Annotated in this window: 20 protein-coding genes and 1 tRNA gene; 15 read left to right on the top strand and 6 right to left on the bottom strand. The window is 64.4% G+C overall.

What is annotated here, in order from left to right; all coding sequences use genetic code 11:
• Positions 1-262 precede the first annotated feature (262 nt).
• A complete protein-coding gene (locus AC629_RS39870; RefSeq protein ID WP_084810155.1) occupies positions 263-607 on the top strand; it encodes a hypothetical protein in 345 nt (114 codons plus the stop codon).
• 77 nt (positions 608-684) lie between these two features.
• Here the strand turns inward: AC629_RS39870 and AC629_RS39865 are convergent, their stop codons facing one another.
• Positions 685-1731 carry a polysaccharide deacetylase family protein gene (locus tag AC629_RS39865; protein ID WP_084810154.1) on the bottom strand — a complete coding sequence of 349 codons (1047 nt, stop codon included), beginning with the start codon at positions 1729-1731 and terminating at the stop codon, positions 685-687.
• 252 nt (positions 1732-1983) lie between these two features.
• On the opposite strand from AC629_RS39865, the gene AC629_RS39860 reads away from it, so the two are divergent.
• Both AC629_RS39860 and AC629_RS39855 read left to right on the top strand, forming a co-directional pair.
• Positions 1984-2289, top strand: a complete 306-nt coding sequence (locus AC629_RS39860; RefSeq protein ID WP_084810153.1) for a hypothetical protein — start codon at positions 1984-1986, stop codon at positions 2287-2289.
• A 187-nt stretch (positions 2290-2476) separates the two neighbouring features.
• Positions 2477-2692, top strand: a complete 216-nt coding sequence (locus tag AC629_RS39855) for a hypothetical protein (RefSeq protein ID WP_084810152.1) — start codon at positions 2477-2479, stop codon at positions 2690-2692.
• Positions 2693-2838: 146 nt separating this feature from the next.
• On the opposite strand, the gene AC629_RS39850 is transcribed toward AC629_RS39855, so the two are convergent.
• Positions 2839-4527, bottom strand: a complete 1689-nt coding sequence (locus AC629_RS39850) for an MFS transporter (protein ID WP_084810157.1) — start codon at positions 4525-4527, stop codon at positions 2839-2841.
• Between the two features lie 137 nt (positions 4528-4664).
• Here AC629_RS39850 and AC629_RS39845 point away from each other — a divergent pair, with 137 nt between their 5' ends.
• The 7 genes from AC629_RS39845 to AC629_RS39815 all read left to right on the top strand — a co-directional run bounded on the left by AC629_RS39845 (position 4665) and on the right by AC629_RS39815 (position 12402).
• Positions 4665-6038 (top strand): hydrolase, encoded by a 1374-nt coding sequence (locus AC629_RS39845; protein WP_084810151.1) that lies wholly within the window; start codon positions 4665-4667, stop codon positions 6036-6038.
• Between the two features lie 34 nt (positions 6039-6072).
• Entirely contained in the window at positions 6073-7440 is a 1368-nt protein-coding gene (locus tag AC629_RS39840; RefSeq protein ID WP_084810150.1) for a cytochrome P450, read from the top strand.
• A gap of 50 nt (positions 7441-7490) precedes the next feature.
• Positions 7491-8900 (top strand): adenylate/guanylate cyclase domain-containing protein, encoded by a 1410-nt coding sequence (locus tag AC629_RS39835; RefSeq protein ID WP_084810149.1) that lies wholly within the window; start codon positions 7491-7493, stop codon positions 8898-8900.
• A 174-nt stretch (positions 8901-9074) separates the two neighbouring features.
• Complete coding sequence (locus AC629_RS39830; RefSeq protein ID WP_084810148.1) at positions 9075-9563, top strand: tellurite resistance TerB family protein; 489 nt, start codon at positions 9075-9077, stop codon at positions 9561-9563.
• A gap of 229 nt (positions 9564-9792) precedes the next feature.
• Positions 9793-10572: an SDR family NAD(P)-dependent oxidoreductase gene (locus AC629_RS39825; RefSeq protein WP_084810147.1), complete on the top strand. Its 780-nt coding sequence runs from the start codon at positions 9793-9795 to the stop codon at positions 10570-10572.
• A 126-nt stretch (positions 10573-10698) separates the two neighbouring features.
• Positions 10699-11490: a glutamine amidotransferase gene (locus tag AC629_RS39820; RefSeq protein WP_084810146.1), complete on the top strand. Its 792-nt coding sequence runs from the start codon at positions 10699-10701 to the stop codon at positions 11488-11490.
• Between the two features lie 99 nt (positions 11491-11589).
• Entirely contained in the window at positions 11590-12402 is an 813-nt protein-coding gene (locus AC629_RS39815) for an enoyl-CoA hydratase (RefSeq protein ID WP_084810145.1), read from the top strand.
• Between the two features lie 102 nt (positions 12403-12504).
• Here the strand turns inward: AC629_RS39815 and AC629_RS39810 are convergent.
• Positions 12505-12580, bottom strand: a tRNA-Ala gene (locus AC629_RS39810).
• A gap of 189 nt (positions 12581-12769) precedes the next feature.
• On the opposite strand from AC629_RS39810, the gene AC629_RS39805 reads away from it, so the two are divergent.
• From AC629_RS39805 to folD, 3 genes are read left to right on the top strand one after another with little or no spacing between them, the layout of a single operon-like run.
• The gene (locus tag AC629_RS39805) at positions 12770-13060 is read left to right on the top strand and encodes a YggT family protein (RefSeq protein ID WP_084810144.1); all 291 of its coding nucleotides are present in this window, start codon (positions 12770-12772) and stop codon (positions 13058-13060) included.
• Between the two features lie 15 nt (positions 13061-13075).
• A complete protein-coding gene (locus AC629_RS39800; RefSeq protein ID WP_084810143.1) occupies positions 13076-13429 on the top strand; it encodes a DUF167 domain-containing protein in 354 nt (117 codons plus the stop codon).
• 1 nt (position 13430) lies between these two features.
• Positions 13431-14315, top strand: a complete 885-nt coding sequence (gene folD, locus AC629_RS39795) for a bifunctional methylenetetrahydrofolate dehydrogenase/methenyltetrahydrofolate cyclohydrolase FolD (RefSeq protein ID WP_084810142.1) — start codon at positions 13431-13433, stop codon at positions 14313-14315.
• A 147-nt stretch (positions 14316-14462) separates the two neighbouring features.
• On the opposite strand, the gene AC629_RS39790 is transcribed toward folD, so the two are convergent.
• From AC629_RS39790 to AC629_RS39780, 3 genes are all read right to left on the bottom strand, one after another.
• Entirely contained in the window at positions 14463-15944 is a 1482-nt protein-coding gene (locus tag AC629_RS39790) for a M20 family peptidase (RefSeq protein WP_084810156.1), read from the bottom strand.
• Between the two features lie 100 nt (positions 15945-16044).
• Positions 16045-16620, bottom strand: coding sequence for an inorganic diphosphatase (ppa, locus tag AC629_RS39785; RefSeq protein WP_084810141.1), 576 nt, complete (start codon positions 16618-16620; stop codon positions 16045-16047).
• A gap of 178 nt (positions 16621-16798) precedes the next feature.
• Complete coding sequence (locus tag AC629_RS39780) at positions 16799-17308, bottom strand: GNAT family N-acetyltransferase (RefSeq protein ID WP_074120408.1); 510 nt, start codon at positions 17306-17308, stop codon at positions 16799-16801.
• Between the two features lie 266 nt (positions 17309-17574).
• On the opposite strand from AC629_RS39780, the gene AC629_RS39775 reads away from it, so the two are divergent.
• Together AC629_RS39775 and AC629_RS39770 are read left to right on the top strand one after the other, a co-directional pair.
• Positions 17575-18474 (top strand): dienelactone hydrolase family protein, encoded by a 900-nt coding sequence (locus AC629_RS39775; RefSeq protein ID WP_084810140.1) that lies wholly within the window; start codon positions 17575-17577, stop codon positions 18472-18474.
• A complete protein-coding gene (locus tag AC629_RS39770; protein WP_084810139.1) occupies positions 18471-18938 on the top strand; it encodes a DUF2269 family protein in 468 nt (155 codons plus the stop codon). Before AC629_RS39775 ends, AC629_RS39770 begins: the two co-directional genes overlap by 4 nt.
• Positions 18939-19020: the final 82 nt, after the last annotated feature.

Raw genomic sequence — 19020 nt, 5'->3', positions numbered from 1 at the left:
TCTTCCATTACCGAACTCGCTTTCCACGGCATCCACACCTCCCGCAGAACAAAAGCGGAAAGTGTAACCCATGTGTCCGGTACGTTCTGTCACCTATGTCTCGGGCCGCTCACAGATCATCCCATCGTCACAAGCCAGCGTTTTGACCGAGGCATCCGGCCGACATGAGCGCGCGGGTTCGAGATCGCGCGGCGACATCAGTCACATCATCCCCGAAATGGCTTCCGTAGTGTCCGATCACGCAAGCACGGGGAGATTTCACATGCGCAAGATCATTCTGGTTACCGCCATGGTTCTGGCTTCTGCGTCTGCCCATGCCGCCCCGCGCAGCCTGTCGCTGTCCGCCCCGCCCGAACAGGCCTCCGCTCCGCCAGCCACGATGGAGACCACCGCCACCACACAAATGAGCGAAGTCGCGCCAGCCACGGCGGCACCGAAATATGTCGATCGTCCGCCGGCGGTCTCGACTCCTCCTGCCGTGACCACGGCAGCAGCGCCGGCGACGACAAGCAAACCCACCGCGAAGGCGGGCAAGCCGAAGCGCAAGCACACCTCGACCGAACGCCGCATCATCAGCGAGCTGCACCGCCACGGCATCTACTGGTAAGCCGCCGCTCGGCCTAAAAGCAAATGGCCGGGCAGGAGCCCGGCCATTCGCGTGTCTAGGGACCGACCGGTCTGAGCTTACCGCTGTGAAACCGTCTGCACCACGCTCGAGATGGGACGCGCGCTCGAGGTCGGCACTTTCAGGTCCTTCAGCAGTGCCTCGTCATATTCCGGAAGCGTCTGGAACGACGTCTTGGCCTTCATCTGCACGACCTTGTAGCCGCCGGCCTTGAGCCGCGCGAGCAACGCCGGCAGTGCTTCGCCAGTGTGCTTTTGGAAGTCGTGCATCAGGATGATGCCCTTGCCGAGCTTGTCGAGCTTGGTCATTACCGTGTCGATGATCTTCTCCGGCGTGGAGCCCTTCCTGAAGTCGAAGGAGTCGACGTCGGTCGAGAACATCGCGACGTTGCGGGTGGCGAAATAGCTCACGATGGCCGGATTGTGCTGAAGCTGCGGGAAGCGGAAGAACGGTGCCGGGTTGGTGCCGAGCGCGAACTTCACTGCGCTGAAGCCCTTCTCGACTTCGTCCTTGGCCTGCTGCTCCGTCATCTTCTTGCTGTTCAGATTGACGTGCGACCAGGTGTGCGCGCCGACCGTGTGGCCCTGGGCCAGCACCTGGCGCAGGATTTCCGGATGATAGGTCGCGTGCTTGCCGACCGAGAAGAACAGGCCCTTGGTGCACTCATCCGCGAGCGCCTTCAGCACCGCGGGTGTGTTGACCGGCCAGGGACCGTCGTCGAAGGTCAGCACGACCTCCTTGTCGGTGAGGAAGTCGAACTGCTTGAAATGATCGAAGCCGAAGCCGGGACCGCCGGTGGTGTCGATCTCTACTACGCGGGCAACGCCCAGCGCATTCGGATTGGCGCAGGTCGACTTCTGCTGAACCGGCAGGGCCGGAGCGGGCGCCGGGGCAGGCGCCGCCGGCTTGGCCGCGAGCGCCGCGGTGGTCTCGACGTCATCCTTGGCGGCGAGCTTCGCCTGTGCCGGTAACGGATCGGCGGCACGAGCGGCCGTTGTCCTGGGCGCGGCCTGATCGGCGCGCGCGGAATAATAAAACCAACCTCCGGCGGCGATCACGACCGCCGCAACTACACTGGCCAGCATCAGGCCTAACGCATTACGCATCGCTACTCTTTCCAATTACGCAACCAAACCGGCGGAATTTCCCGCGCGCCGAGCCATTAATGCGAAGGAACAGTTAACGCGACACCAACACGGCAGCGTTTGCGTCGAATTTTCAGGGAGGTGCGCCAAAGTGACCGATGTCACAGTTAGGGTGCAACCCGTGACCGTCATCACAGTAGAAAGGTCTTTGCCGGAGCATCGTAGCTCCCATCAACAACGGGCCCCGCTTTGCGGTGCCAATGGGAGCTGCAAATGACCAAGTCATCTTCCAAGTCCTTGACCAGCAAGATCCGCGACACCGGCCTGGCTCTGGGCTTTGCCGCCATCGTCTCGATCCTCTCGACCGGCGCGAGCTTCGCCTTCTCGGCCGAAGCGCAGCAGATGTGCACGGGCGATGCCTTCCGCCTGTGCTCGTCGGAAATCCCCAACATCCCGAAGATCACAGCCTGTATGATGAAGCATCGTTCGGATCTGAGCGCCGGCTGCCGCGCGGTGATGGACAAGGATCTCGCCAAGGGCGCGTCACGCAAGGTCGCTGACGCCCAGGACAGCCAGTAGGACAGCCAGTAAGAGCGCGCGCAACAGCAGCGATCGTTGCGTCGGTTAGCTCCCTTCGCGATGTGCCCCTGCGTCAAGCCGGGGCCACGCGGCGGTGCCATGCAGTCCGTCAACAAAGCCGTTGCGGCCCCGTGGTCGTCGCACTAGCTTCGCCCGCACTTTGTTCCGGGTTAAGAGGCATTACGCGATGACCAGATTTCTTTTCATTGTCCCTTTGCTCCTGTGCGCATCGGCCGCGTCCGCACAACAACAGCCCGGTCATGACGCCTGTGCGCGCGATGTCACGCGCTTCTGCCGCGCCGTCATGAACAATGGCGATGGAGCCGTGCTCGCCTGCCTGAAGCAGAACCGCACCCGTCTGGGCAAGGCCTGCGACAAGGTGCTGACGGAGCACGGGCAGTAAGACGATCTCTCGTCATTCCGGGGCGCGCGAAGCGCGAACCCGGAATCCATCGAGCCGCAGACGCCTGAGAGGAATGGATTCTCTGATGCGCAATTGCGCATCATAGCTCGTGCCCGACGGCGCGCCCCGGAATGACAACGTGAGATCTACGTGCTGCTTCCCGCCGCGGTCGCGACCACCGGCAACACATCGGCGCTCGCGCGATCCGGCGTCTCTTCCTTCCAGCGCACCGAACCGAACGGGCGTTCCAGCATGCGGCGAATGCGCACCGGCTCGGGGCCGATGTGGAAGTCGCTCGCGCGCTTGTACAGCGTGCGTTCAGACTGGGTCGCGCGGTTGCGCTGGCGTAGATAGTCGAGCCAGGTCGGGCAGTGGAAGCGCTCGGTCCACAATTCGGGGTCCGCGATGTCGCGTGCGATCGACCAGCCATAGGCGCCGTTGCGCTGCCGGGAAAGCTGCACGTCCTGCATCACATTGTGGAAGGCACGCGCATTCTCCTGCGTCACCCGGTATTCGATCTCGACCACCAGCGGTCCGCTGCGCGCCGTCAGCGACAGCTTCACTTCCGGGTCCGCCAGCACGTCGGCGTCCTCGTTGCGGGCGCCGACGCGCGGCATCGTGAGCCAGATGCCGAGCAGTGGCGAGATCAGCATCAGGCCGGCGGCAACCAGCAGTGCGACCTCGACGCCGGCATAGTCGGTGAGATGGCCCCAGCCCCACGCACCGATTGCGATGCCGCCCGAAATCGAGGCCTGGAACGCGGCGAGCGAGCGGCCCGCGACCCAGCGCGGCGCCGACAGCTGCACGCCGATGTTGAACAGCGCGACTGCGGCCATCCAGACCGCGCCGGCGAGCACCAGCGCAGCCGCCGTCAGAACCGGCTCGCTGCTCACGGCAAGCGCGGCCATCGCGAACGCCATCGAGATGGTGCAGGCGCGGATCGCGGCCTCGCCGCTCATGCGCTTGCGCAATTCGTGGATATTGAGCGCACCTACCACCGCACCCATGCCGAAGGCGCCCAGCATGATGCCGTAGGTCTGCGCGCCGCCATTCAGCAGGTCGCGCGCAACCAGCGGCATCAGCGCCATGATGGCGCCGCCGATCAGGCCCATCACCAGTGTGCGCAACAGCACGATCTTGATTGGCGGCGAATTGGTGATGTAGCGAAAGCCGGAAACCATGGCGCGATTGAGCTTCTCCCGCGGCAAGCGCGAGGGTTCGACCACGCGCCGCCAGAGCAGCAGCACCGCCAGCAGCGGAAGGTAGAGGATCGCGTTGCAGGCAAACGCTGCGACCGCGCCGGCTGCGGCGACGATGACGCCGCCAACTGCGGGACCGAAGCTGCGCGCGATGTTGTAGCTGATGCCGTTCAGCGCGACGGCCGATGGCAACGCATCCGGCGGAACCTGCTCGCTGACAGAGGACTGCCAGGCCGGCCCGAACAGAGCGTTGCCGCTGCCGACGACGAAGCAAAAGGCGAGCAGCGTTTCCGGGGTGATCAGCTTGAGCCCGGCCAGCACCGTGAGCGCAGTCGCGCCGATCAGCGCGATCGAGAGCGAGATCAGCGTCACGATACGGCGGTCGTACATATCGGCGATGGCGCCGGCCGGCATCGAGATCAGCATGATCGGCAGCATCAGCGCGGTCTGCACCAGCGCCACCTGGTCGGCCGAGGCCGACATCTGCGTCATTGCCCAGGCTGCGCCGACGCCCTGAATCAGGAGGCCGAGATTGGAGAGCAGGCTGGCGAGCCAGATGCGCCGGAACACGGTGTACCGCAGCGGCGCGGCGATGCCGTCGCCGGCGAGTTTCTGACGGTTCGGCTGCTCGGTCATATCCCCTTCCATATGGGCTGGCAGAAGTGGTCTTGGCGATTCCGGCGAATTTAGTGATGCCCGCGAAAGACGTTCGCTGTCCAGTGGTTAGGCCGCTATAAGCGGTGCAAAGACATGGTTTTGGCAGGGAGGAACATATGAGGCTGTCGCGACGGACGATCTTGCAGGGAGCGGGCGCGCTCTCTTTCGCGGTTGCGAGCTTGCGGACGGGCGCGCTGGGTCAAACCGCACCCGCCGCCGCGCCGAGCACCGAAGTGCCCCCGATACTGTTTGTCCACGGCAATGGCGATTACGACGCGCTCTGGATGACGACGCTTTGGCGGATGGAATCCAACGGCGTCGCACGCGATCGCATGCTGGCGATCAATTTCACCGATCCGCTGGCGCGGAGCGACGACAAGGTCGAGCAGGCGGGCCGCTCCTCGACCGAGGACCAGCGCCGCGAGCTCGCTGCCGCCATCGCTGAATTGAAGCGCCGCACCGGCGCACCTCGCGTGGCACTGGTCGGCAGCTCGCGGGGCGGTAATGCAATTCGCAACGTCATCAGGAATGGCGGTGCCGGCGATGTCAGCCACGCCATCCTGTGCGGCACGCCCAATCACGGCGTGTTCGCGACTGACGATCAGCCAAACAACGAGTTCAACGGCCGTGGCACCTTCTTGCGCAGCTTGAACGAGGGTGAGAGCGAGGTGACGCCGGGCGTTGCCTTTCTGACATTGCGCAGCGACGGCATGGACAAGTACGCGCAGGCCGACGGCCGCTTCATCGGCAAACCCGGTGTGCCGACCGGCGTCACAGTTGAAGGTCCGGAGCTGAAGGGCGCCACCAACCTCGTGCTCTGCGCGCTCGACCATCGCGAGGTGGCGTTCCATCCCAGAGCCTTCCGCGAGATCTACAAATTCATCGCAGGCCGCGAACCCGCGCGCATCGCGATCGTGCCGGAGCAGAGCATCAGGCTGAGCGGCCTCGTGACGGGCACGCCGGGCGGCGCGCCAACCAATCGCCCGGTTGCGGGCGCCACCGTCGAGATCTTCCGCGTCGATCCCGAAACCGGGGAGCGCAAGGGCGGTGCGGTGCATAGGTCGAAGACCGGCGCCGACGGCCGCTGGGGGCCTGCGCAGGTCGAACCCGCCTGGCCGCTCGAATTCGTCCTAACGTCGCCGGATGCACCGACCACGCATTTCTATCGCTCGCCCTTCCCGCGCTCGTCCGACGTGGTGCACCTGCGCGCCGCGCGCCCGCTCGGGCCGGCGGACAAGGACGCCGGTGCTGTCGTGATCATGTCGCGTCCGCGTGGCTATTTCGGCTTGCCGCGGGACGTGGTGTTGTTCGACGGCAAGGCGCCGGCCGACGTCAAGCCAGGTGTGCCCACGGATTCGGCAGCAACACTGCGCTTTCCGGCCGTAGACGTCGGGCGTAACGTCGTGGCCCAATTCAACGAAGAGAGGATTGTGGCACGCGCCTGGCCTGCCGCCGAGAACAGGATTGCGGTTGCCGAGCTGACTTACTAGCTATTGGGCTGCGTCACATCTGCGGGAGAGAGCCATGAATGTCGCCAGCGTGCGTCGGCCCATCGTCCCTCCGACCCCGCCGCGCGCTCCGGACGACATGTCGTTCTTCGGCCGGCTCGCGGTGATCCGGCAGAACATGATCGCAACCTGGGGGCAGAGCGCCTATGAGGAAGACGTCATCAAGGGCCGCTTCTTCCTCCGCAACAGCTTCATCCTGAACCAGCCGGATGCGATCAGGCACGTCCTGCTCAGCAATTACGAGAATTATACGCGCACGCCGGCCGGTTTCCGCATGCTGCGTCCGGTGGTCGGCAACGGCGTTCTGACCGCGGAAGGCCATTCCTGGACGTTTCAGCGCCGCACGCTTGCGCCGGCGTTCACGCCGAAAGCGACTGCGGACCTCGTGCCGCACATGACGGCGGTGCTCGACGAGACCATCGCGAAGCTCGATGCGCGCGCGGGTGAGCCGGTCGATTTGCGCGAGATCATGCAGCGCATGACGCTCGAGATCGCCGGGCGCACGATGTTCTCGTTCGGCATGGACCGGCACGGCCCGACCTTACGCAATTTCGTCATGGAATATGGTGAGCGGCTGGCACGGCCGTATTTCCTCGACATGCTTCTGCCGGGGTCGTGGCCGAGCCCGATGGATTTTGCCCGCGCCCGTTTCCGCAAGCGCTGGACCGAATTCGTCGCGATGCTGATCGCGGAGCGGCGGGCGGCCGGGAAAAAGGACGGCGCGCCGCCACGCGACCTGTTCGATCTCATGGACGAGGCGCGCGATCCCGAAACGGGCAAAGGCTTTTCCGACGCGGAACTCGTCGACGAAGTCGCGACCATGATTCTCGCCGGCCATGAGACCACGGCAATCGCGCTGTTCTGGGCGCTCTATCTGCTCGCGCTCGATCCGGAGACGCAGGAGGAGGTCGCCTCCGAGACCCGCGGTGCGCATCTCGAGAGCAAGGCCGACATCGATAGTCAGAAATTCGCCCGCGCCGTGATCGAGGAGACCATGCGGCTCTATCCGTCGGCGTTCCTGATCGCACGGGCGGCGCGCGAGAAGGACAATGCTGCCGGCGTCGAGATCGGCAAGGGCGACATCATCATGATCGCGCCGTGGCTGCTGCACCGGCACGAGAAGCTGTGGGATGAGCCGAACGCGTTCATTCCAAAGCGCTTCATGTCGACCGAGGCGCCCGATCGTTTCGCTTATCTGCCGTTCGGCGCGGGTCCGCGTGTCTGTATCGGCGCGCCGTTTGCGCAAGCCGAATCCGTGCTGGCGCTGGCCCGGCTCATCGGCGCGTTCCGCGTCGAGTTGGCCGATACGGCTCCCGTGATCCCGCTCGGCGTCGTCACGACCCAGCCGGACCACTCACCCATGTTCCGCATCACGCGTCGGTGACAGGCAAGCGTCTGGCCGATGGCGTGGTTCACCCTAGATAGAGTTGCGCCATGAATGATACCCGGTCTCAATTCACTGCGTTGAAGCAGGCCGCCGATCCCAAGGCAGTCGACGCGATCGCGCGTCTCGTGGAGCACGGCAAGGATCACGAGCTCAACCGCGTCAACGCCATCGATTTCTCCCGGCTGCACGGTCTGGATGAAGAGCGGACGATCTCGGCATTCCTGCATTCGGCACGGCTCGGCTTGTTCGACCTGGGCTGGAACGTACTATGCCCGGGTTGCGGCGGTGTGCTCGGGGCGCACTCGACACTGAAGGCGCTGAAGACGGACGATTATCACTGCGCGCTCTGCGCTTGCGGGTATAAGCCGAATGTCGACGATCAGGTCGAGGTCTCCTTCACCGTCAATCCGCGGGTGCGGCGGATCGCGGCACACGATCCCGACACGCTTCCGGTGTGGGAATACTACAAGCAGATGTATTGGAGCTCTGGCGTCGATTTCACGGAGGAATCAGTCGCGACGCTCGCAAACGAGGTGACGCTTGCGACGCGCGACCTGCCGCGTGGCGAGACCACCACGATCTCGCTACAGCTTCCTGCGCAATTCATCATCGTCTTCGATCCGATCACCCATGCCGCGCTGTTCATCGACGTGCAGGGCGAGCCAGTCACCGAGCCGCAAGAGCTCTCGATCGCCTACAGCAATGAGCCGTCGCCGACGAAGACGGTCAGCCTGCGTCCGGGCCCGCTGAACCTGACGCTCAAAAACCAGGCGAGCGTGCGCGCGCTGCCATCGGTATTCATCGCGGCCGAGGCACTTCATCATCTGATCGGCAAGCGCAAGCCGTTCCTCACCGCCAAGCGGATGCTGTCGAACCAGACCTTTCGCGACGTGTTCAAGGCGGACAATCTCGACATCGACCAGCGGCTCCAGATCACCTCGCTGACTTTCCTGTTCACCGACCTCAAGGGTTCGACCGCGCTCTATGAGCGCGTCGGCGATCTTGCCGCCTTCGATCTCGTGCGCGCGCATTTCCATGCGCTGCTCGAGATCATCTCCTCCGAGAAGGGCGCGGTGGTGAAGACCATCGGCGACGCGGTGATGGCCACCTTCATCCGCCCCGAACACGCGATCGCCGCCGGCCTGCGCATGCGTGCGGCGATGGACGAGCTCAACAAGCAGCGCGGCACCGCCGATCTCATCGTCAAGATCGGCATTCATGAGGGGCCGTGTCTTGCGGTGATGCTCAACGAGCGTCAGGATTATTTCGGTCAGACCGTCAACATCGCTGCCCGCGTGCAGAGCCTGTCGACCGCGCGGGAGATCCACATCACCGGACCGGTGCTGGATGCACCCGCGGTCGCCGAGGTGCTTCAGCGGCGCGCGATCAGGCCGATTCAGAAGCAGGCCGCGCTGCGCGGCATCGCCGACAAGATGGTGGTGTATGAGATACCATAGGTCCTAATCGCTCATTCCAGGTCCGCGCTTCGGGCGCCCTGTAAGGATGCGAAAGAGATTGCCGAAACGTAATCAGTGCGCGGAACCCACGCACGTTGCGCCGGTTGAGTTCCTCACTCATATAATGCAGGTAGTGGCCGCGCCCCGCGGCCTCATTCATTTCGGTAGGACCATATGCTCGACGGCCTGCGCCAATTCATCGCCGACATTGTCGCCCCTCATGCTCAGGACCGTGCATTCGGCGACAACGACTATCGACTGGCGGCGACCGCGCTGCTGGTCCATGTGGTCTCGCTGGACGGCCAGCCGACGGCGGCTGAGCAGCGCAAGCTGCACAACCTGATCGAAAGCCATTTCGGGCTCGATCGAGGCACCGCGGACCGGCTGATCGCTGATGCCACCCAGGTCGAGGGCGAGGCCGTCGATCTCTATCGTTTCACCAGCATCATCATGCGCTCGCTCGATGAAGAGGGCCGCAAGCGCATCGTCCAGATGATGTGGGAGCTGGTCTATGCCGACGGCCAGGTCAGCGAGTTCGAGGACAACGTTGTCTGGCGCGCCTCCGACCTGCTCGGCATTTCCCAGCGTGACCGGATCGACCTGAAGCACGCCGTCGCCGAGCGCGCCGGTGGTCAGGTGAAGGACGACGCCGTCGGCAGCTGAGCTGCGCCAACGCCGCATTATTGTTGGTTGTGCGGGTCACATGACGAAACTTTAATGTATCGGCCGCCGGCCCGATCTCGGAGCCCATTGTAAATCCGGGACTTTTCGGGCTCTGCCCGATGTCCGCTCAAGCGGCCATGCTGCCAGTACAGCTTGTCTGCCGCGCACGGCCTATGCTCTCGTTCCGCCATTGCGGGGCCAAGAAACTTCAATTCAAGAGACATCGATCGTGACTGAGCGGGTAACGTTGATCACCGGTGCTTCGGCGGGCATCGGCACGGAGCTGGCGCGTGTATTCGCCGCCAAGGGACACCGCCTCGCGCTGACGGCGCGGCGCGCGGACCGGCTCGAGGCGCTCGCGAACGAGCTCGCCGCCAAGGGCGGCAAGAGGCCGATCGTGATCGCCTGCGATCTCGAGGAAGCGGATGCCGGCGAGAAGATCGCGGCGGCGCTCGCCGCCGAAGACGTCGAGCTCGATCATCTCGTCAACAATGCCGGCTTCGGCGTATTCGGTGATGCAATCGAGCGCGACCGCGCCGAGCAGGTCGGCATCGTCGACGTCAACGTCCGGGCTCTGACGGATCTGTCGCTGCGCTTTGCGGATCAGCTCATCAAGAACAAGGGCGGCCTTCTCAATGTCGGATCGGTCGCGGGCTTCCTGCCCGGCCCCGGCATGGCCGTCTATTACGCATCGAAGGCTTATGTCATTTCCTTCACCGAAGCCCTGCGTGCGGAGCTCGGCCCGCGTGGCGTTCGCGTCACCGTACTTTGCCCGGGTCCGGTGCCCACCGAATTCCAGGCGCGCGCCGGCGTTGGGTCCAGACACGACACGGCCATTCTCAACGTCTCCGCCGCCGAAGTTGCACGGGGTGCCTATCGCGGCCTGATGGCCAACAAGCGGGCAGTGCTGCCTGGTCTGGGCATCAAGATCGTGCCGTTCGCGCTGCGTTTCTTCCCACGCGGCTTCATCCTGGCCGCCACCAGTCGGTTCCAGAGGCACAGGCACTAAAGAAAGCTTGAGGCGCCCGTAGCGGCCCGGAGCTTGCTTCGCTATCGGGTGCGTGCGCGAACTCACACGAAATTAACCATTGCTTAGCTATGCTGCCGGTCTGAACCGATAGCAGTCGCAAGGGCCATGTCGTTCCGGACGGACAGGTTTGGTGGTGCAGACGTGATTCCTTTCCCAGGAAGGGCGCCACGGAGTGCCGTCTCTGAACCCCTGCCGGTCCTGATCGTCCTGCATCAGGAATCCTCGACGCCTGGCCGCGTCGGTAATGCGCTGCGTGCGCTCGGCCATCGCCTCGACATCCGCCGGCCGCGGTTCGGCGATCCCCTGCCCGAGACACTCGATCAGCACGCCGGCGCCGTGGTCTTTGGCGGTCCAATGAGCGCCAACGATACCGACGACTACATCCGCCGCGAGATCGACTGGATCGAAATTCCGCTGCGCGAACAGCGGCCGTTCCTCGGCATCTGCCTCGGCGCGCAGATGCTCGCGATGCAGCTCGGCGCGCGCGTTGCGCCGCATGCGGAAGCGCTGACCCAGATCGGTTATTACCCGATCCGCCCAACGGCGGCGGGGCGTGCGCTCTGTCCGGACTGGCCGGCGCAGGTCTATCACTGGCATCGCGAGGGATTTGAGCTGCCTGTCGGCGCCGAACTGCTTGCGGAAGGCGATGATTTTCCGGTGCAGGCGTTCCGCGCCGGCAATGCCTTCGGCGTGCAGTTTCACCCTGATGTGACCTACGCGATGATGCATTGCTGGACCACGCGCGGCTATGACGGCCTCGGTGCGCCCGGCGCGCGCGAGCGGCATCATCATTTCGCTGATCGCGCCGTGTACAATGCCGCAGAACGCGCCTGGCTCGACCATTTCATCGACGGCTGGCTGGCACGGCGGCCGGTGCTGGCGCAAGCCGCCGAGTGATCGCGCCTTCGCGCAAGTCCCTGCCCCATCGCTGGGTATGCTAGGCTCGCTGCAAACGAGCCCGCGCGAACGTGCGCCGGCAGACAAAGGGAGAGCGTCATGGCCTATGAGCACATTCTCTATGAGGTGAGCGACAAGATCGCGACCATCACGCTCAATCGCCCGGACCGCATGAATGCGTGGACGCCGGTCATGGAGCGCGATGTGCGTCACGCGATGGACGCGTCGAGCGCCGATGACAATGTCCGCGTCATCGTGATCACCGGCGCGGGCCGGGCCTTCTGCGCCGGTGCCGACATGGATGCGCTGAAGGGGCTCGATCCCAACGACATCAGGCGCGCGTCGAACCTGCCGCCCTTCGACATGAACCGCCGGCCGGACTGGCAGACGCGCTACGGCTTCTATCCGTCGATCGGCAAGCCTGTGATCGCCATGCTCAATGGCGCGACCGCCGGCATCGGCCTTGTCCACGCGCTCTATTGCGACCTGCGCTTTGCCGCGGACAATACCGTGTTCACAACAGCTTTCGCGCGGCGCGGACTTATCGCCGAACATGGAATGTCCTGGATGCTGCCGCGCATCGTCGGCCATGCCAACGCGATGGACCTGCTGCTCTCGGCCCGCCGCGTTTCGAGCGAAGAGGCGCTACGGATCGGGCTCGTGAACCGGCTCAGCTCGCCTGAAAAACTCCGCGAGGAAACCTACGCCTATGCCCGCGACCTCGCCGACTTCGTCTCGCCGAGCGCGATGGCCGTGATCAAGCGGCAGCTCTACGAGGTGCCGTTCCAGACCCTGGCGGAAGCGACGATCGAGGCCAACCGCGAAATGATGGTGGCGCTCAACGGCAGCGATTTCAGGGAGGGGGTCGCGAGCTTCATGGAGAAGCGGCCGCCGCGCTTTACGGGGAAGTAGGAATTTGCCGGAGAGAGTCCGCCGTCGCCCTTCGGGCTATGGCGGGACAGCCTTCGCTACGCGAGGGCCTGCCTAGCCGAAGCAGGCGCAGCCTGCGAAGGCTGGTGGAGCCAGGCGGGATCGAACCGCCGACCTCGTCATTGCGAACGACGCGCTCTCCCAGCTGAGCTATGGCCCCGTCGCGGGCCGCTCTGGTGAATGCGACCGACAACTGGGCGCCATTTAAGTCCCCGCCAAGGTCAAGTCAAGGACGGGTGTAACCCGGTTTTAGCCATCCGGGCACCGACTTCCCTTGTTTGGGCGCGGGGGAACCGATATCTAGCAAACGGGGGTCAATCCCGACCGGAAGCCAGAGTTTTCAAAAGCCATGCGTGCCGTTCTCGACATCGTCATCATCGTGCTCGACCTCTACGTCTGGCTGCTGATCGCCTCCGCGATCCTGTCCTGGCTGATCGCCTTCAACGTCGTGAATACCCGCAACCAGTTCGTTTCGGCGGTGGCGGAGTTCCTGTACCGGATCACAGAGCCGGTCCTGGCGCCGATTCGCAATTTCCTGCCCAGCCTCGGCGGCCTCGACATCTCGCCGATTATCCTGATCCTGATCATCATGTTCATCGAGCGGGTCATCCTGTACTACGTCTACCCGAACGTGATCTAAGCAGGCTGGAGCGCCTTGGTTGCCAAAGACGCTTGCAAGGAGCCTTGGCGTTACTCGGCCGCGGGCGTCAGCATCGCACTGCGGGTGACGCCGCGCGGCGGCCGCGACGGCATCGACGGGATCGAACAGCTGGCCGATGGCCGCAGCGTGCTCAAGGTGCGGGTGCGCGCGATTGCCGATGGCGGCGAGGCCAACAAGGCTGTTTTGGTGCTGCTGGCGAAATCGCTTGGCGTGCCCAAGGCCAGCGTAAAGCTCCTGTCCGGGGCGACCTCGCGGCTGAAGCAGATCGCGGTCGACGGCGATCCGGCGCGGCTGGGCGAAGCCCTGCGCCAGCTCGCCTCGGCCAAATCGAAAGACCAAGGAAACTGACATGACGGCCAAGATCATCGATGGAAAAGTCATTGCTGCGGAGCTCCGCGCGCGGGTCGCCGATGAGGTCGCCCGCGTCAAGCGCGAGCACAATCTGGTGCCGGGCCTCGCGGTGGTCCTGGTCGGCAGCGACCCCGCCAGCGAGGTCTATGTCCGCTCCAAGCACACCCAGACCCAGGCCGCCGGCATGGCCTCGTTCGAGCACAAGCTGCCGGCCGACGTCTCGCAGGCAGATCTCCTGGCGCTGGTCGCAAAGCTCAACCGCGATCCTGCCGTGCACGGCATCCTGGTGCAGCTGCCGTTGCCGAAGGGGCTGAATACCGAGGCCGTCATCAACGCCATCGATCCCGCCAAGGATGTCGACGGGCTGCATCCGAACAATGCCGGCCGGCTCGCCGGCGGCTTCGAGGCGCTGTCGCCCTGCACGCCGCTCGGCTGCATCATCCTGACCAAGAGCGTGCATGCCTCGCTCGAAGGCATGAACGCCATCGTCATCGGCCGCTCCAACCTGGTCGGCCGCCCGCTGGTGCAGTTGCTGCTGAACCAGAACGCGACGGTGACGATCGCGCATTCGCGCTCGCGCGACCTGCCGGGGCTCGTGAAGCGCGCCGATCTCGTCTACGCCGCGGTCGGAAAGCCGGAGATGGTGCGTGGCGACTGGCTGAAGCAGGGCGCGACCGTGATCGACGTCGGCATCAACCGCATCCCCAAGGAAGATGGCAAGACCCGCCTCGTCGGTGACGTCGCCTATCAGGAAGCGCTCGCAGTGGCCGGCGCAATCACGCCGGTGCCGGGCGGCGTCGGCCAGATGACGGTCGCCTGTCTGCTGGTGAATACGCTGCGTGCGGCTTGCGCGATTGCGGGGCTGCCGAAGCCAGCGGTTTAGCCTCTCGTGTCCCGGACGCGGCGCAGCGCGAAGCGGTGCGACGCAGAGCCGGGACCCATGTCGCCGGATGGACCCCGGATCAGCAGCGCATCACGCCGCAAGAAGCGGCGCGCTGCGCAGCATCCGGGGAGCGCAGGAAAGAAAAGCCTAGCCCGCCGTATTCTCGATCAGCCGCCGGTAAAACCGGATCATGTCGGCATAACCCTCGATGCTGAGACGCTCGTTGGTGCCGTGAAAGCGCTTGAGGTCGTCGGAATTGGCGCGCACCGGCGAGAAGCGGAAGATGTTGTCGGTCAAGCCGGCGTAATGGCGTGAATCCGTCGCCGCGATCATCAGGCCGGGGGCCACGATCGCATCGGGATAGACTTCGCGGATCGAACGCGTCAGCGCGGAATAGGACTTGCTCGCGGTGCCCGTGACCGGCGGCGGATCGGTGTTGCCGGGGAACGCCGCGATCGAGATCTTATGATTCGCAATCGTCGAGCGGACATGGTCGGTGACGCTGGCTTCGGTGTCGCCTGGCAGCAGGCGGAAATTGACCGTGGCCTCCGCATTGCCCGGCAGCACATTGTCCTTGTCGCCGGCATTGAAGATGGTCAGCGCCGTCGTGGTGCGCACCATGGCCTCCGTCGGGCCGCTCTTCTCGAACTCGCGCAGCAACAGCGGCTTGAACAGCCACAGGTTCGACAGCACCACGCGGTTGAAGCCGCTCATCTCCGGCGCCAGCGTGTCGAACATCTCGGCGACCGCGCCGCGGACATGCGCGGGCAGTCGGTGGTCCTCCAGCCGCACCAGCGCGGCGCTCATCATGCCGATCGCGGTTTCGCGCGGCGGCATCGAGGAATGGCCCGGCGCCGTGCGCGCCGTCAGCACAAGGGTCGAATAGCCCTTCTCCGCAACGCCGATCAGCGCGGCCGGCTTGTCGAGGCCCTTCATGATGCCCTCGGTGATCAGCAGGCCCTCGTCGAGCACAAAGTCGAGCTTCACGCCGCGTGCAGCCAGTGCGGCGGCAATCGCCTTTGCGCCGCGGGTGCCCGCGACCTCCTCGTCATGGCCGAAGGCGAAATAGATCGTCCGCTTCGGGCGAAAATCGTTTTTCGCCATCTGCTCGGCCGCCTCGAGCATCGCATAGAGGTTGCCCTTGTCGTCCCAGGAGCCCCGGCCCCAAATGAATCCGTCGGCGACCGCACCGTCGAACGGCTTCTGCTGCCAATCCTTCTCGGTGCCCGGCGCGATCGGCACCACGTCCTGATGTGCGAGCAGCGCGATCGGCTGCGCTTTGGGATCGGAGCCTTCCCACGTGTAGAGCAGGCTGTAGGTGCCGATCACCTCACGCCTGGCAGCGGCGTGGAAGGCCGGAAAGCTCGCGGCAATATGCGCCTGGAGGCCGCGCAGCGCGTCGGCATCCTGCTCCGGATTGAGGAAGTTCGAGATGGTCTGGAAGCGGATCGCCTCCGACAGGCGCTGCGCCGCGCCTTGCTTGTCAACATCAGCGCGAGGGATCGCCGCGACCTGCACCTGCCGCGAGCCGCGCGCGACGACATTGAACGCCAGCACGCCCGCGAGCACTACGATGCCCGCGACGATCAGCAGGACCAGGTTTCGAATGATCTTGAGAAGCCGGCGCATGTTGGTCTTCATGCCCCGGACGCAGCGCAACACGCAAGTGGTGCGCTGCTGAGCCGAAGGCCGGCACAGGCGGAGGCGTGTGTCCCGGCTCAGCGGTGCGTCATTTTATACTGCACCGCATCCGAGACACGAGACCTACTTCGCCTTTTTTTTTCTTCTCGCGATCCATGCCTTCGAGGATCAGCTTGTGCGCCTCGTCCGGACCGCCCCAGCGCAGGATCTTCACCCATTTACCCTTCTCGAGATCCTTGTAGTGCTCGAAAAAGTGCTGGATCTGCTGCAGCGTGATGTCGGGCAGGTCGGAGTACGACTTCACCTTGTCGTAGCGCTGCGTCAGCTTGGACGACGGCACAGCCAAAATCTTCTCGTCGCCGCCGGCTTCGTCTTCCATGAACAGCACGCCGACCGGGCGCACGCTCATGACAGCGCCGGGGATGATGGCGCGGGTGTTGATGATCAGCACGTCGCAGGGGTCGCCGTCGTCGGACAGCGTGTGCGGGATGAAGCCGTAGTTACCGGGATAGCGCATCGGCGTGTAAAGGAACCGGTCGACCACCAGCGTGCCGGCCTCCTTGTCCATCTCGTATTTGATCGGTTCACCGCCCACAGGGACTTCGATGATGACGTTGACTTCCTGTGGTACGTTTTTTCCGATCGAGACCGCATCGATACGCATTCAAGGCTCCGTTGTTGCCGAGGTTAGATCGCGCCCGGCAGCGATTTTGGCGCTGTCATACGCGGGCTTGGCCCGCCGATCCATGGTGTTTTTGTGAAATAATGAATCCAGCGATCACCGGCGCAAAAGGCAACGGTATCGGCGGAAGGGAGGGGCTGCCGGCTAGACTCTCAGCAGCTCAATTGGTCCAAGCGAAGGCAACCTTGTCGAGCGATTTCGGCCCGAAACGCTCGGAGGAGCGCGCCACCATGCGGCCGCCCAGCGCCCGGTAGAACTCGGTGGCGGGGTCGTTGTCCGAGAGCGCCCACACCACCATGCTCTTCAGCCCGCTCTGCATCAGGTCGCGGCGGGCGGCGGTGAACAGGCGGCGGCCGAAGCCGAGGCCCTGGAATTCCGGACGCAGATAGAGCTCGTAGATCTCGCCGTCGAAGTGCAGGCTGCGGGCGCGGTTGCGGCCGTAATTGGCGTAGCCTGCGATCTTGTCGCCGAACACCAGCACGCTGACGCGGCTGCCCTTGCGAATCGCGCTGTCCCACCATTGCGGACCGCGGCGGTTGATCAGCTTTTCCAGCTCAGCGCCGGGAATGATGCCCTGATAGGCGGAGCGCCAAGCTTCGTCATGGGTGGACGCCACCGCAGTTGCATCTGCAGCTTTGGCCGGCCGGACCTCGATCAGGGTTGTGCTCATGGGCGTGATCAAACCAAGTCGCCGCGCCGGCGGCAAGACCTATCGTTAATTATCGGTTAACATGTGGACTTTCTGCATCAGTTTTCTAGCCATGTTGTACCGAAAAAAGACAAGGCGCCGATCCGAACGGCGCCGCCGTGCCATGCGTCGGTGCAAAACTGCTGTGCGGCATGGAATGACCTGCGCTGGCAACGCAGAAAGTCCGCCAATGATGATTCGTTCCTACTAGTCTGTCTGTCGCTGTCCGTGTTCGTCTTCGGCAATTCATGCGGCTCTTCAACATCCTCGCGCTTCTGTCTCTGCTGGCCCTGCTGACTGCGCCGCCTGTGTGCGCTCAGGTCACGTTTGGACCATCAGGACAGGAGGGCGAACCATTTCGCCGGCAAGAGTGGCGCGTGCCGTCGCCCGATACCGACATTGCCGCGCATGCCCTGCTGTTTCGCCCCGCCGGCACCGGCCCGTTTCGGCTTGCGGTCATCGCACACGCCTCGACGCAGAACGTGCTGCGTCGCGCGCAAATGCCGCAGCCGGAATACCGTGCGCTCACAGCGTTTCTCGTCGCGCGCGGTTTTGCCGTGCTGGTGCCGGAGCGCCTCGGCCATGGTGCGACCGGCGGCCGCTATGTCGAGGACCAGGGTGGATGTGACGAGGCGGACTATGCGCGCTCGGGCCGTGCGACCGCGGGTGAAATTTCGCTCGCGCTGGACTATCTGCGAAAGCAGGATTTTATCCGCCAGGACGCCGCCATCGTGATCGGCCATTCCGCCGGCGGCTGGGGCGCCCTGGCGCTTGCGAGTGCCGATCCGAAGGCGATCTCCGCGATCATCGCCTTTGCGCCGGGGCGCGGCGGCCACGCCAATGATGAACCTGACAGGATCTGCGCGCCGCATATGCTTGCCGCGGCCGCAGCCGAGTTCGGCAAGGCGGCGCGCGTTCCCGTCACATGGCTCGTCGCCGCCAATGACAGCTATTTTGCGCCAATCTTTTCGAAAGCGATGGTCGATGCGTTTCGCGGCAACGGCGGCAAGGTCGACTTCCGCACGCTGCCCGCCGTCGGCAGCGAGGGGCACTGGATGATCGAGCTCGAGGCCGGCGTCAAAGCCGCGAGCAGCGAGCTCGCGCGCGCGCTGAACCTGGCCAAGCCTGTGGCGACCAAGAAGCCATGACGCTGTATTTCCTCGTCAAGTACCTGCATGTGCTTGGCGCCATCGTCATCCTCGGCACCGGAAGCGGCATCGCCTTCTTCATGCTGATGGCGCATCGCACCAGCGACGCAGGGTTCATCGCGCGCACCGCCTCGGTGGTGGTGATCGCTGATGCGGCCTTCACGCTGTCGGCCGTGATCCTTCAGCCGCTGACGGGCGGCCTGCTCATGATGCTCTCGGCGACGCCGATCACAGAGCGCTGGCTGCTGGTTTCGCTCGCACTGTATGCGGTGGCAGGCCTGTTCTGGGTCCCCGTCGTCTACATGCAGATCGAGATGCGCGATCTCGCGCGCAGGGCGGCCGAGCAGCACATCGCGCTGCCGGAGCGCTACTTCGTCCTGTTCCGTCGCTGGTTCGCATTCGGCTTCCCCGGCTTCGGCGTGACGATGCTGATCCTCTGGCTGATGATCGCAAAACCGTTTTGAGAGAAACGATGAGTGAGCGGACCATGCGGGGCAACCGATAGTGTTTTCGAGCGAAGTGGATCCCGGTTCGCGTGAAGAAAAC

Source organism: Bradyrhizobium sp. NAS80.1, from assembly GCF_001908205.1.
In the GTDB taxonomy this organism is placed as follows: Bacteria; Pseudomonadota; Alphaproteobacteria; order Rhizobiales; family Xanthobacteraceae; genus Bradyrhizobium.
The sequence above is the reverse complement of the archived record's forward strand: the minus strand, read 5'-3'. Positions and strand labels throughout refer to the sequence as shown.

What these genes read in the sequence shown, in the direction of transcription:
- AC629_RS39830 (WP_084810148.1), top strand. Translation starts at nt 9,075, where the DNA reads ATGCTCGACGGCCTGCGCCAATTCATCGCCGACATTGTCGCCCCTCAT.
- AC629_RS39860 (WP_084810153.1), top strand. Translation starts at nt 1,984, where the DNA reads ATGACCAAGTCATCTTCCAAGTCCTTGACCAGCAAGATCCGCGACACC.
- AC629_RS39790 (WP_084810156.1), bottom strand. Translation starts at nt 15,944, where the DNA reads ATGCGCCGGCTTCTCAAGATCATTCGAAACCTGGTCCTGCTGATCGTC.
- AC629_RS39845 (WP_084810151.1), top strand. Translation starts at nt 4,665, where the DNA reads ATGAGGCTGTCGCGACGGACGATCTTGCAGGGAGCGGGCGCGCTCTCT.
- AC629_RS39805 (WP_084810144.1), top strand. Translation starts at nt 12,770, where the DNA reads ATGCGTGCCGTTCTCGACATCGTCATCATCGTGCTCGACCTCTACGTC.
- AC629_RS39835 (WP_084810149.1), top strand. Translation starts at nt 7,491, where the DNA reads ATGAATGATACCCGGTCTCAATTCACTGCGTTGAAGCAGGCCGCCGAT.
- AC629_RS39780 (WP_074120408.1), bottom strand. Translation starts at nt 17,308, where the DNA reads ATGAGCACAACCCTGATCGAGGTCCGGCCGGCCAAAGCTGCAGATGCA.
- AC629_RS39865 (WP_084810154.1), bottom strand. Translation starts at nt 1,731, where the DNA reads ATGCGTAATGCGTTAGGCCTGATGCTGGCCAGTGTAGTTGCGGCGGTC.
- ppa (WP_084810141.1), bottom strand. Translation starts at nt 16,620, where the DNA reads ATGCGTATCGATGCGGTCTCGATCGGAAAAAACGTACCACAGGAAGTC.
- folD (WP_084810142.1), top strand. Translation starts at nt 13,431, where the DNA reads ATGACGGCCAAGATCATCGATGGAAAAGTCATTGCTGCGGAGCTCCGC.
- AC629_RS39855 (WP_084810152.1), top strand. Translation starts at nt 2,477, where the DNA reads ATGACCAGATTTCTTTTCATTGTCCCTTTGCTCCTGTGCGCATCGGCC.
- AC629_RS39775 (WP_084810140.1), top strand. Translation starts at nt 17,575, where the DNA reads ATGCGGCTCTTCAACATCCTCGCGCTTCTGTCTCTGCTGGCCCTGCTG.
- AC629_RS39850 (WP_084810157.1), bottom strand. Translation starts at nt 4,527, where the DNA reads ATGACCGAGCAGCCGAACCGTCAGAAACTCGCCGGCGACGGCATCGCC.
- AC629_RS39870 (WP_084810155.1), top strand. Translation starts at nt 263, where the DNA reads ATGCGCAAGATCATTCTGGTTACCGCCATGGTTCTGGCTTCTGCGTCT.
- AC629_RS39815 (WP_084810145.1), top strand. Translation starts at nt 11,590, where the DNA reads ATGGCCTATGAGCACATTCTCTATGAGGTGAGCGACAAGATCGCGACC.
- AC629_RS39840 (WP_084810150.1), top strand. Translation starts at nt 6,073, where the DNA reads ATGAATGTCGCCAGCGTGCGTCGGCCCATCGTCCCTCCGACCCCGCCG.
- AC629_RS39820 (WP_084810146.1), top strand. Translation starts at nt 10,699, where the DNA reads ATGTCGTTCCGGACGGACAGGTTTGGTGGTGCAGACGTGATTCCTTTC.
- AC629_RS39770 (WP_084810139.1), top strand. Translation starts at nt 18,471, where the DNA reads ATGACGCTGTATTTCCTCGTCAAGTACCTGCATGTGCTTGGCGCCATC.